Raw genomic sequence first — 12,028 nt, forward strand, 5'->3', positions numbered from 1 at the left:
AAATATTATTATTACTAAACAATATTTTTAGATCATTTTATAGTAGTTATTTTATTACCGTGAACATCTTCATATATAAAATAACCATTCACTACATAGGCTTGTATATAAGAAATATTGCTTATTAGCGGCAATATTTTATTTTCTATATAATATATCAATCATTATCTCATTATCGATAATTGCTTCTTCGATAATAGCTTTTAAACTAGTAGCTTGTTTTTTACCTAATAAGTTTTTATCTCTGATTATCTGTAATATTATATCTTCATTTATACATCTAACCATGTTGAAAAACTTATACCTGATATTTTATATTTCTTATTTGAAAGGCTGCGATCCCAAAAATAACCGATTTGAGTAGTGATTGAATTTTTATTTTCCTTACCGAAATTAATTATCTTGGCAATACCTAACTGTTCATAAACCGAACTACCATATACATAACCGTAATTTTGCCGAATATGGTATTTTGTAAAACTAGTAAGCATTATGCCGTTTTTAAATTTAATTCCCTCGCAAGTAGAAAAATTATAATACATCTTCCGAGAATCTATATTATTAATTGAATGTCCAAAGCTAAATACATTTTGATTAAAGATAGTAACAGAGCGAATATTTTTAGACATTCCCATTAATAATGATACTTCCCCTAAAAAATCTTCTTTAAGTTTTTTACTCTTACTCATTAAAATTTTAGGCTGAGCCGAAATAACAAAATCGTTATCTTCAAATAGCTTCAATTTATAGTAAATAGAAGCATCCGTGCTTATGTTTTTTTCATTCAAAAATTTATCTTCTTTGTACAAAAAATGTACTCCCATATTTTGATTATCGGTAATGCCATATTCTATAGTACTACTTACAAATTGTTCATCTTGATAAGATAATAATTCTACTATTTTCTGCTCTAATCTTTTTATTTATCGTAAGATTTTTGCATGAAGACCCGAATTATTTATCGTTTTTAGATATTCCTGTAGGGCTGCTAACCTCTGATGTATGTATAGAACGTCTTCTTCTCTTTGCTTTTTCTCATTTTTTGATATCTTATTAACTTTACTGCCTCCTACAATATATCTATACCTTCCCTGCTCTAACAACCATGCCGAGGCATGTACCTTATTAATATCAAAAATAATTATAAAGCATTAGACCATAATACAATCTTAATGCCATAGCCGCTTAAATTTAAAAAATGCACTATAATAGTAATTATAAATCGAGTAAAGAGCTAAATTAAAAAAAATTTTAATTGAAGTAGTATATGGAATATTGCAGTAATGATTTTACAACTTAAAATTCATTCAAAGAGGAAAATATGAACGATCCAAAATATAGAACTATTACTGTTACCGAAGAAAGTAGAACAGCAAATATAATATATCCCCCGATAAAATAACAATTGGAGCTAATCAGCGTGTTACGTTTGAAACCCCATAGGTGATATTAAGGAATTGATCTTAGGACCATATAGTAATGTTAAAGTAACAGATCTTAATCATAAGGTATTTATAAATAATACCAATCGAGATAAGACAATTATCAGGTGAACATATTGCTTTTGATGATAATCCATACACTTAATAAATCCATTATTCCTGCGGAAGTTTGGTTGCATGAATCGATGTTATTCCCGCATAGGCATTGTTGCGTGTATCACGATGTCATTCCCGCTTCCGCAGGAATCCAGAAAAATAACTTTAATATTGATACAGAAGTTTTACATAATTTGATAAAATAAACATATAAAAAATAAGTTTTTTATATGTTTTACTGGATTCCCGCCTACGCGGGAATGACATCAAGAGCATTTCCCGGTCCACGCAACAATGCCTATGCGGGAATAACATCAAAAGAACCATATAATTAATGTCTCTAAGACCCAAGCAGCACTTGATTTTGTAGTTTCAATAATTCCGCAGCTCCGCCTTTAGCAAGTTTTAACATTGCTAAAAACTGCTCTTCGGAAAAAGGATTTTTCTCTGCCATGCCTTGTACTTCGATTAAATTACCGTTACCTGCAAACACAAAATTACTATCCACTTCGGCATCACTATCTTCTAAATAATCCAAATCTAGTATCGCCTCGCCTTTATATATACCGCAAGAAATAGCTGCAATTTGACTAATTAACGGGTTTACTTTTAAAATTCTCTTTTTCATCAAGGATCTAATAGCTAGATGCAACGCTACATAGCTCCCCGTTATTGCTGCTGTTCTAGTACCGCCATCAGCATTAATAACGTCACAATCTATGATAATTTGCTTCTCACCTAGTTTCTTCAAGTCAATTACACATCGCATAGCCCTACCTATCAAACGCTGTATCTCTTGCGTTCTTCCGCCTTGTTTTCCGAGTGCCGCTTCTCTTTTAATACGCTGTGATGTAGAACCGGGAAGCATACCATACTCGGCAGTAATCCAGCCTTGATTTTGTCCCCTCAAGAATGGCGGTACGGTAGCTTCGCAAGTAGCACTACACATGACATGGGTATTACCGATTTTAATAAGGCATGAACCTTCCGCATTAATAAGCGGGGATAATTCTAATGAAATAGGACGTAATTGGTTGCTTTTTCTTCCTGACTGTCTCATAATACAATTTGTACTCCTAATAAATATACAGAATCGGTAGACGAAGTTTAATTTGGAAAAGAGCAAGGCACTTTGAAGCTTACAACCACAGCCTATATATAGTACGTGAGGATTATAAGCGAAAAGTAACGATGCCAATTTTTCAAATTAAACGAGTATACCATTGAAAAAGTTTTTATTATATCTATATATCTCAAATAAAGATATAAATATAAAGTAAATAATATGATAGATGATAATATAGAAAATGATGAACAAACAATAAATGATATTGCTGAAGAGATAGTTGAAACGGCAAATCCGGAGATAACAGCGTTAAAAGCAGAAATTGAAGAGCTAAAAGACAAGCTAATTAGAACTACTGCCGAGATAGACAATACAAGAAAGCGTTTAGAAAAAGCACGTGACGAAGCAAAAGATTATGCAATTGCTACATTTGCTAAAGAACTACTAAATGTTAGTGATAATCTTTCAAGAGCATTAGCACATAAACCGGCAAATTCTGATGTAGAAGTCACAAATATTATTGCAGGCGTTCAAATGACTAAAGATGAGCTGGACAAAATCTTTCATAAACATCATATTGAAGAAATAAAGCCGGAAATAGGATCAATGTTCGACTATAATTTACATAATGCAATTTCGCAGATAGAACATCCTGATCATGTACCGAATAGCATTATTACTTTAATGCAATCAGGATATAAAATTAGGGATAGACTACTTCGTCCTGCCACCGTGCAAGTAGTTAAAAAACCTTAATACTCGATGAACTTCAAAAATTGGCGTTGTCGTTCTACAAGAGCTTCGGTTCTCACGTATTAAGTATACGCAGTTCACCTCGCCTTGTGGACTCCTAGCTCTTTTTGAAGTTGGTCTTCGTATAGAAAATGGGAAGAAGAATATGAATAGAACCGCTATATTTTGGCTAGTTTTTTTAGGGCTTTTTATAAGCGGTTTTATGCTAATTTCAGACACAGTAAAACCATTTTTTATCGCATTTATAATATCTTACTTACTACAACCTGCTATAGGTTTTATCGCATCAAAATTTAAAATATCAAATAAATTTGCATCAAGCATAATTTATTTGATATTTTTGAGCATATTTTTCTTAAGCTTAACTATTTTAGTGCCGATAATTTATGGACAAATTTTTACTTTTATAAATAATATTCCAAAATATAAAAATTATTTACAGGCAGAAATATTACCGCCTATAATGGCAAAAATTTATTCGATAGAACCGGATATTGCCGATAAAATCAAGAATTCTTTAAGCAATTTTATAAATAGTATATTTACTATACTTGGTAGTATTGCTAATAATTTTTGGCGTTATACCATTATTACCATTAACATATTTGTTTTATTTTTACTTATACCTATAATATTATTCTATTTCCTACGTGATTGGGCTAAAATTATTGCAAACATGAAATCATTATTACCTATAAAAACCCGACCGAAAATCCTTGAAATATTATCGGCCATTAATAATCTGTTATCTGCTTACATAAGAGGACAGCTAAATATTTGCTTATTATTATCTACTTATTATAGTATTGCATTTACCGTAATAGGTATTGATCTTGCTCTTTTACTTGGCATTTTAACGGGGTTTTTAGTTATTATTCCTTTTATCGGTACTTTTATATCGTTTCTTTTGACTCTAATTATCGGTTATTTAACTTTCGGCATAACCGCAAAATTATTATATATAATGATGATTTATTTAGTTGGGAATATTTGTGAGTCTTATATTTTAACCCCTAAAATTATCGGTGATAAAATAGGGTTGCATCCTCTTTGGATTATATTCTCGATTTTTGCTTGCAGCAGTTTATTTGGAATTATTGGAATATTTTTTGCTATACCGATTGCAGGGATTACAAAAATTTTACTCTTGAATCTAATTAAATTTTATAAATCTAGCAAATTCTATAGAACAGACGGCTAAAAAATTCTTATAACAGTGCAGCAATATATATTTCGTTTTACTACTTCTAATAAATATCATCCTGATGAATTTATTGTTTCTAGTTCTAACGATCAAGCTTATAATATTATAAAAAATTGGCAGTGCGGCTTTGGCGTTAATCCTTATAAATTTACTTTATTAATTAAAGGACCTTCTTCGTCAGGCAAAACTTATTTAACCAAAATATGGCAAAATTTAAGCAATGCCTATATTATTAAAGATATTTTTTTTAATGAAGAAATTTTAGAACAATATAATGCTTTTATCATTGAAGATATTGAAAACTGGCAAGAGCCAGCATTACTTCATATATTTAATATTATTAACGAAAAACAAAAATATCTTTTACTTACCTCATCTGATAAAAGCAGAAATTTTACTTTACCCGATTTATCTTCACGTATTAAATCAGTACTTAGTATTGTATTAAACTCACCTGACGACGAATTAATCAAAATTCTAATATTTAAGCATTTTTCTATTTCTTCGGTAACAATATCCGGACAAATAATAGATTTTCTTTTAGTAAATTTGCCTAGGGAATATTCTAAAATCATAAAAATATTAGAAAATATTAACCATGTTGCCTTAATGTCCAAAAGAAAAATAACAACTTCATTAGTCAAAGAAGTTTTAAATAAGTATAATCATAAAATATTGTAACTTTTTCCTTGACTTTAAATCTTCTCAATATAACCTTTCTATAAATGAACTTTTTAGAAAAAATTGTGTTGGGATACGAAAAAAACAAAAAAGTTTAAACAGAGAACAAAAACGGGCTATAGGCTTACTATCTATAGGTACTTTTTTAGAGTATTTTGATCTTATGCTATATGTTCATATGGCAGTACTACTTAATGAGCTTTTCTTTCCGTAATATGATACTCACGTTAATCGACTTCTTGCCGCTTTTTCTTTTTGTTCTACTTTTATTTTTAGACCCCTTAGGAGCTTTATTATTTGGCTGGATAGAAGATAATATAGGTCGGAAATCCACAGTCATTATTATCACTATTTTAATGTCATTTTCTTGCATCGTTATGGTTAATCTTCCTACTTATATGCTCAAGTAGGTGCTAGTGCCGCTTGGATAGTAACAATATGCTGTATAGTGCAAGGTATATCATCCATGGGGGAAAGTAGGAGCAGAATTATATTTAACGGAATCTGTCGGAGTTCCTAAACGCTTTCCTGCCGTAACATTTGTAGGGGTGTGTGCTAGCTTAGGATTAACTTTGGCCCTTGGCGTAGCAACCTTAGTTACATCCCTATGGCTTTAATTGGCGTATCGCATTTTGGGTAGGTGCAGGAATTGCATTAATAGGTAGTGCTGCTAGGACTACTTTACGTGAAACACCGAATTTTGTTGATGCTATAAGCGTAGAATACAAGAAACTATAAAAGATAGTAATATAATTGATGTAGCAAAGATAAAAAATAATCCTGTATGGCAGGAAAAAGTTAATAAGAAGACTGCAATCTATTATTTTTTAATACAACTAGCACAACCGGTGTGGTTTTATTTTGCTTATATTCATTGTAGTAATATACTTAAAGATTCGTTGCACTATACCACTGAAGCAGTAATACATCAAACTTTCATTATTTCTATAGTAGAATTTTTTGTAGCACTAGTACTTACGTGTTTATGCTATAAATTTCATCCACTAAAAATTTTAAAAACGCAATTAGTAATATTTTTAACTTTTCTTCTATTTAGTCCATTAATATTAGATAATATAACGCAAGGCTGGCAAATTCTCTTAATTCAACTAATTGTAGTTACTTTTTCTCCAAGTGAATTTCCGGCAATTCCAATATTTTATAAAAGTTTTCCGGTTTTTAAACGATTTACCTATGCTAGCTTTATATATGCTTCTTCAAGAGCCGCTATGTATGTAATTAGTTCTTTTGGGCTTGTTTATTTAACAGAACGTCTTAATAATTTAGGATTGTTGATGATAGTAATTCCTATTATTATAGGGTATAGCCTCGGTATATCACATTTTAAAAAGCTAGAAGTTGAAGTAGGAAATTATTATTGAATATAAAAGGCGAAATGTGGCTCTCACCTTTTATATAAATTAAATTAGTTATATACTTTATCTTCTTCAGCTAGTTCGGTTTTAATTATTTCAAACAGAGAAAAAACCTTACAATATTCTTCAAGCTTTTCGTTTATTTTTTGTAGTTCATTTAAAGCACTACTAAAATCTTCTTGTATTAAATAGGTTTCTACAGTTTTATTTTGCTCCAATGTTTTAAGCATGATATCTTGTAACAATTTATTATAGTGATTTTCTAACTTAGATGTATTTGACATAATGATTAATAAATAACTTTGTATTTTAATTAATATATGAATTTTTTAATAATACAATAATTTTTAGTTAGTTTATGTTATTATTTATCTCTCTTTGCTCTATTCACACTAATTCACGACAAAGATTTACCCTAAATTTGCATTTTAAGTAATTTAATTATAGATAGCTACTAACAAATTTTAATAATTATCTATAATGTACCCTAAAACAGATTAAAGGCATACAAATAGAGCGAATAGAATGGCAAGACCTATAGAAGAAGAAAATAAATATGCACAATCACTAGAAAAAGATTTAGATATTGTAATTCCTAAGGAGCAGAGAAAAAATGTATCATCTAATAATACAGACACAGTACCTAAAAAGCAGCCTCCGATATTTAGAAGTATGGATGATATAGAAGCTATACAAAGGCGTAACTTAGAGCGTATAATTTCTCAAGAAATAGTAAAAAGTAAAGATGATTTATATATAATAGAGCAAGAACGGATACAAAAATTAATGAGTAGAGGCACAAACGCCTTAAAAAACCATAAACAACACCCAAATACTATTTATAAAAGTGAGCATAAAGCACAAACTAACTCAAAAACATCCAATATCATAAATAGTATTAAGACCTCAAAGACATGGAATAATATAAAGAAAATAAGCAACGTAACAGGAAAGATTCTTTTTAATAAAACCACAGCTAGTGTACTCGGATTAATAGCAAGTAGTATTATGCTGGTAACTATAGCACCTGCAACAACTCCATTTATGTTTGTATCAGCTACTGCCATGGCAACATCTATAGTAGGTAAAGCAATAATAGATGTAGTACATACTCGAAAGATACGTCTTCTTACACAAGAAAATAAATTATTAGAAAAACATCGTGATGATTTGAGTAAACAACAAGCCCTTTTAAAAATTGATCCAAAGTTAAAAGATATTTTAAAAGATGATTTATATATACATAATGATCAGCATCAAACGAAAGACAAAAGTAATAAAGGTACCAAATCATTATTTATAGCATCGGTTATAACAAATGGAATAAGTAATATAGTAAACGTGGCGGGGATATCTGCAGCTATAGTCGGTAATAATGTAGCACAAATAATTTCATCAATAAATATAGGATTACAATCATTAAAAGGTTCTAAAGATTCGGTAAATCAGAGCCAGGATAGAATAAAATTAATTAAGGAGCTAAACCATAATATTAATATAGAAAAACAAAAAGCAGATATAGGTAATTATAAAAATATACAAGCATTAGCAGAGATAGGGTATAAACAAACTATTCAAACCGAAGCATTAACCGCTTTACTACAAGATAAGAATTACTTTAGATTTACCGATCAAGAAAAACAACAGAGATTTAATCAGCTTAGTAAAGAAATAACATTAAGGACAGCATCAGAATATGCTGATACAAAAAAAATAACATCACAAAATATAATAGTAGATATACTGAAAGATATAGGTAGAGCACATAGTCCTTTTTATAAACAACCGGAGCAAATAACTACTCATAAAAGTGTGTTAACAAAAGCAGTTGAAAATGCAAATACTAATGATCATAAGGAATACAAAACAATACAGTTAAAAAAGAAATTAGAACTAAGCGGCACAGAAAATATAGCAAATAGAATCGGGAAACAATTAATTAATAACAATACTATTTCTAATAAAAATACAGGTACGCCAAATAATTATATAAAAAGTATTGCAAAAAAAGATTTAGGGTTAATAAGGTAAATAGGAAATTATCAATAGACCTCTTGCATAACCTATCTTATAAAGAGGAAACACTCACCTCACACTGCAGTATACAAAAAGTATGTGAGGATATGAGTACCGGATTGACGTACAAGTATTTTTTTTCTCAATTAGTTTATTATCATACTATTAACATCATTAGTGAATAGGTAAAAATAAGCTAATGGTAAGTTGTACTTCACTTCCTTATTTATCGTATAAAGCGAAATTTCCTATTGACTTTTATATAAAACAGTATAATATCTTTACAATTTAACTTTTGTAAAGATATTATACTCGGCTATGAGAAAGAACAAAGAAGTTTAACACGTAAGCAAAAAGAAGCAATAGGACTTTATTTTATCTATCGGTACGTTTCTTGAGTATTTTGACCTTATGCTATACGTGCATATGGCTGTGTTATTAAATCATTTATTTTTTCCTAAGTATGATCCTTTTGTTAATTCACTTCTTAATGCTTTTGCGTTTTGTTCTACTTTCGTTTTTAGACCGGTAGGAGCTATAATATTTGGTTGGATTGGTGACAATATAGGCAAAAAAGCAACTGTTATTATTACCACAGCTATTATGGCAATCACCTGTATTGTTTTACAGCGACTCTCTTTCCCCTTACTCAGAAATAGGTATAGCTGCTACTATAGTTATAACATTATGTAGAGTTGCTCAAGGGATCTCATCAATGGACGAGATTATTGGGGGCTCAAATTTACTTAACTGAGATTACAAAACCTCCTAGTCAATATTCAGCTATAGCTGTAATTATCACTGCTTCTACTGTAGGAGGTGTTGCAGCACTCGGTATGGCAACCATAGTTACTAATTATAGTTTTAATTGGCGTATAGCTTTTTGGATGGGAGCCGTCATTGCAGTAATTGGACTAACTGCATGAACTACTTTACGTGAAACTCCTGTATTTACAGATGCAAAACGTCAACTTCAAGAAAGCTTATCAAGTGCTATTGAGAAAGGAGATATAAATGTTAAAAAACTTAAAAAACCACTTTCTTTTTAAAGAAAAAGTTAATAAAAAACTTGTTTAGCTTATTTTTTAATTGAATGTATGTGGCCTGTCACGTTTTATTTTACTTACTCGCATTGTAGTAATATATTAAAAAATACCTTGGCTATACTAGTGAACAAATCATACATAATAATTTTTTTGTCTCAGTGATACATTTAGGATCAAATATAATATTAACTTATTTATGCTATAAAATATATCCGATAATCCTTATAAAGTTTAGATTGTTAGTATTTTGGTTATTTGCTTTTATATATCCTTATTTATTGTCAAATGTAAGTAGTCCTTTCGAAGTCCTGTTTGTACAATCATTTTTTATTATATTTAGACCTGATGCTTTTCCTGCAGTATCTATATGTATAAAACGTTTTCCAGTTTTTAAACGTTTTACTTATCCAAGTTGGTTATTTGCTTTATCACGAGCTTTAATGCATATTATTACCTCTTTTGGACTAGTGTTTTTAGTTAAATATTTTGATAATTGGGGAGTATTGTTTATATTAATTCCAGTAAGTATAGGTTTTACGTGGGGGATATTATATTTTGAAAAGCTTGATAAAGTGGTTGAAAGTTATCCTCAAACTTCGTTAGTGACTGTTTTTCAGCTGATAGTCTTTAGGATATAGATACTGATAGCATAAAAATAAGAACCTTTCTTTTATTACTGGAATTTTAAAGTACGCAGCTATAGTTACAAAATTTATTAAAGTCTCTTTAATAATTTTTTTAGCTTTCTCAGGTGATTTAGCTCCTAAAGTCTGTATATTATGGACTCTATCAAAAAGTTTTATAAGTGCCGTATTATATCTTTTCTGTTTAATTAATAGATTTAAGCTTTCTTCAGCAGTGATTTTCCCGTAAGGTTTAATTCTAGTTAGGCCTTCTACATGTTTCGCTACCTCTGCTCCAAAAATGCCGTTAATCATTTCTTCAGTTAATTCTATATCCTCAATAGTATCATGAAGTAAAGCAGCTTGTAGCATTATGGCCGTAAAAAGCTTAGGAACTGCTTCAGCTACAAACTCCGCAAGCATAATCGTCACCTCATATAGGATGAGAATAATAAGGATCACCTGATTGACGCATTTGAGAACTGTGATATTTACGAGCGTAGTAAATGCCTTTTTTAACCTCTTCTATATCAATAGGATTTTTTACTTTAGCGTTTAAATATTCGAGTTTATCAAGTAATTTTTTAGCGTAAACGCATACTTCAAACTTTTTTTTCCAAGAGCTTATATCTTCCATAAAAGTTATTTTTTATTTTTATTAATAATAGTTGATTACAATTAAAATTAAAAAATTGCAATAACAAATAATTTTTTAACTTTAAATATATTAATGACTTTTGATTATTTTATATTTTAGCAACTATCATTTTGCTTTATTAGCTGCTTTAACTTCTACTTCCTCTCGTAATTTATACTTTGCTATTTTTTTCCTCTACATAGTTGAAAAGCTAGTAAAAATAATGGCAAAAGTAATAAATAATGCAAAAATGAGTTACATCATAGTTCAGAAAGGTTCCGACAAGATAAATTTAAAGGCGAGCGAGCTAGGCGTATATTAATATGTAAGCAAAGGCGAGAGTACAAAATTCGCTTGTATCAAGCTTTATGAATTATGATGTATATGAAAGATTCTTAAAAACTCGTATGGACCAGGAGAAACTCATTCAGTGTCATACCGTGGCTTGTTGATCACGGTATAGCATTATTACGTGGATCGATTCCACCCATGTCATCCTAGCTCGCTTGACCGCAGGTTCCAGAAAAAATAGCCAAGTAATGTAATATTATAATGAAATACGTAACTATCAATCTCTCAATGGACAATCTCCTCTCGTTTTCTTCTTGTCAACGAATTACGTAAACTTTATTAGACCTTTTCGGAAATGAGGATTTAGAGAGGAATTTGAAAGAGACACTTCACCTCGAACCGGAGCGTACATACTAGTACGTGAGGATGAGGGGTAAGGATCGACGTACAAATTACCTCTAGAAGTAGAGTTTCCGAAGAGGTATATTGTATGACACTGAACGTGTTTCCTGATCTACACAACAAAAAACTATAACTGTAAAGAACGTGGGAATTTAGAAAAAGTAATCAAAAATGCTAAAATTTAGTATTTTTTACTGGATTGTCTTGTCAATTACTTCGTAATTTTCTTGCAATGGCATTAAATTATTAACTAATATATACTTAGTTAGAAATGCCATTTCACAAAAGTACTGTTTTTCTTGATAGGTTTAACTATTATAACATTTAAGACTAAAAAGCTTGAGTTTAAGCTTCATTCATTGTTTGATGTTTTCGTTGAAATACTAAAAACTTTC

11 protein-coding genes and 2 pseudogenes are annotated in these 12,028 nt (G+C 30.0%); 8 read left to right on the forward strand and 5 right to left on the reverse strand.

The features are described from left to right. Positions 1 to 138: 138 nt before the first annotated feature. From AB1146_RS00315 to rph, 3 genes are all read right to left on the reverse strand, one after another. Complete coding sequence (locus tag AB1146_RS00315) at positions 139 to 288, reverse strand: hypothetical protein (protein WP_232203671.1); 150 nt, start codon at positions 286 to 288, stop codon at positions 139 to 141. Then, complete coding sequence (locus tag AB1146_RS00320) at positions 273 to 809, reverse strand: hypothetical protein (protein WP_040611414.1); 537 nt, start codon at positions 807 to 809, stop codon at positions 273 to 275. The genes AB1146_RS00315 and AB1146_RS00320 overlap by 16 nt, the downstream gene beginning before the upstream one ends. A 1,069-nt stretch (positions 810 to 1,878) precedes the next feature. Beyond that, a complete protein-coding gene (gene rph / locus AB1146_RS00325) occupies positions 1,879 to 2,598 on the reverse strand; it encodes a ribonuclease PH (protein WP_010421827.1) in 720 nt (239 codons plus the stop codon). Positions 2,599 to 2,823: 225 nt separating this feature from the next. On the opposite strand from rph, the gene grpE reads away from it, so the two are divergent. The 4 genes from grpE to AB1146_RS00345 all read left to right on the forward strand — a co-directional run bounded on the left by grpE (position 2,824) and on the right by AB1146_RS00345 (position 6,624). Continuing rightward, positions 2,824 to 3,360, forward strand: a complete 537-nt coding sequence (gene grpE, locus AB1146_RS00330; RefSeq protein WP_010421823.1) for a nucleotide exchange factor GrpE — start codon at positions 2,824 to 2,826, stop codon at positions 3,358 to 3,360. 142 nt (positions 3,361 to 3,502) lie between these two features. Then, complete coding sequence (locus AB1146_RS00335; protein WP_010421821.1) at positions 3,503 to 4,558, forward strand: AI-2E family transporter; 1,056 nt, start codon at positions 3,503 to 3,505, stop codon at positions 4,556 to 4,558. A gap of 15 nt (positions 4,559 to 4,573) precedes the next feature. Next, the gene (locus AB1146_RS00340) at positions 4,574 to 5,242 is read left to right on the forward strand and encodes an HdaA/DnaA family protein (protein WP_010421819.1); all 669 of its coding nucleotides are present in this window, start codon (positions 4,574 to 4,576) and stop codon (positions 5,240 to 5,242) included. 848 nt (positions 5,243 to 6,090) lie between these two features. Then, positions 6,091 to 6,624 carry a hypothetical protein gene (locus AB1146_RS00345; RefSeq protein ID WP_010421813.1) on the forward strand — a complete coding sequence of 178 codons (534 nt, stop codon included), beginning with the start codon at positions 6,091 to 6,093 and terminating at the stop codon, positions 6,622 to 6,624. Between the two features lie 44 nt (positions 6,625 to 6,668). Here AB1146_RS00345 and AB1146_RS00350 read toward each other — a convergent pair whose 3' ends face one another. Then, the gene (locus AB1146_RS00350; protein WP_010421810.1) at positions 6,669 to 6,902 is read right to left on the reverse strand and encodes a hypothetical protein; all 234 of its coding nucleotides are present in this window, start codon (positions 6,900 to 6,902) and stop codon (positions 6,669 to 6,671) included. 241 nt (positions 6,903 to 7,143) lie between these two features. Between AB1146_RS00350 and AB1146_RS00355 the strand changes: the two genes are divergently transcribed. The 3 genes from AB1146_RS00355 to AB1146_RS00365 all read left to right on the forward strand — a co-directional run bounded on the left by AB1146_RS00355 (position 7,144) and on the right by AB1146_RS00365 (position 9,560). Then, a complete protein-coding gene (locus AB1146_RS00355) occupies positions 7,144 to 8,649 on the forward strand; it encodes a hypothetical protein (protein WP_010421807.1) in 1,506 nt (501 codons plus the stop codon). A gap of 411 nt (positions 8,650 to 9,060) precedes the next feature. Then, positions 9,061 to 9,327 (forward strand): MFS transporter, encoded by a 267-nt coding sequence (locus tag AB1146_RS00360; RefSeq protein WP_355404015.1) that lies wholly within the window; start codon positions 9,061 to 9,063, stop codon positions 9,325 to 9,327. 35 nt (positions 9,328 to 9,362) lie between these two features. Then, positions 9,363 to 9,560: a hypothetical protein gene (locus AB1146_RS00365; protein ID WP_010421801.1), complete on the forward strand. Its 198-nt coding sequence runs from the start codon at positions 9,363 to 9,365 to the stop codon at positions 9,558 to 9,560. A gap of 719 nt (positions 9,561 to 10,279) precedes the next feature. Here AB1146_RS00365 and AB1146_RS00370 read toward each other — a convergent pair. Further along, a pseudogene (locus AB1146_RS00370) lies at positions 10,280 to 10,940 on the reverse strand (HD domain-containing protein). Between the two features lie 656 nt (positions 10,941 to 11,596). Here AB1146_RS00370 and AB1146_RS08465 point away from each other — a divergent pair. Further along, positions 11,597 to 11,665: pseudogene (locus AB1146_RS08465) on the forward strand (ribose-phosphate pyrophosphokinase); the annotation flags it as partial. Positions 11,666 to 12,028 lie beyond the last annotated feature (363 nt).

Origin of the sequence: Rickettsia helvetica (assembly GCF_963970025.1) — a bacterium.
In the GTDB taxonomy this organism is placed as follows: Bacteria; Pseudomonadota; Alphaproteobacteria; order Rickettsiales; family Rickettsiaceae; genus Rickettsia; species Rickettsia helvetica.

Excerpts from the sequence above, each read along its gene's own strand:
- AB1146_RS00315 (WP_232203671.1), bottom strand. The coding sequence starts at position 288 with ATGGTTAGATGTATAAATGAAGATATAATATTACAGATAATCAGAGAT.
- rph (WP_010421827.1), bottom strand. The coding sequence starts at position 2,598 with ATGAGACAGTCAGGAAGAAAAAGCAACCAATTACGTCCTATTTCATTA.
- grpE (WP_010421823.1), top strand. The coding sequence starts at position 2,824 with ATGATAGATGATAATATAGAAAATGATGAACAAACAATAAATGATATT.
- AB1146_RS00335 (WP_010421821.1), top strand. The coding sequence starts at position 3,503 with ATGAATAGAACCGCTATATTTTGGCTAGTTTTTTTAGGGCTTTTTATA.
- AB1146_RS00350 (WP_010421810.1), bottom strand. The coding sequence starts at position 6,902 with ATGTCAAATACATCTAAGTTAGAAAATCACTATAATAAATTGTTACAA.
- AB1146_RS00355 (WP_010421807.1), top strand. The coding sequence starts at position 7,144 with ATGGCAAGACCTATAGAAGAAGAAAATAAATATGCACAATCACTAGAA.
- AB1146_RS00360 (WP_355404015.1), top strand. The coding sequence starts at position 9,061 with ATGGCTGTGTTATTAAATCATTTATTTTTTCCTAAGTATGATCCTTTT.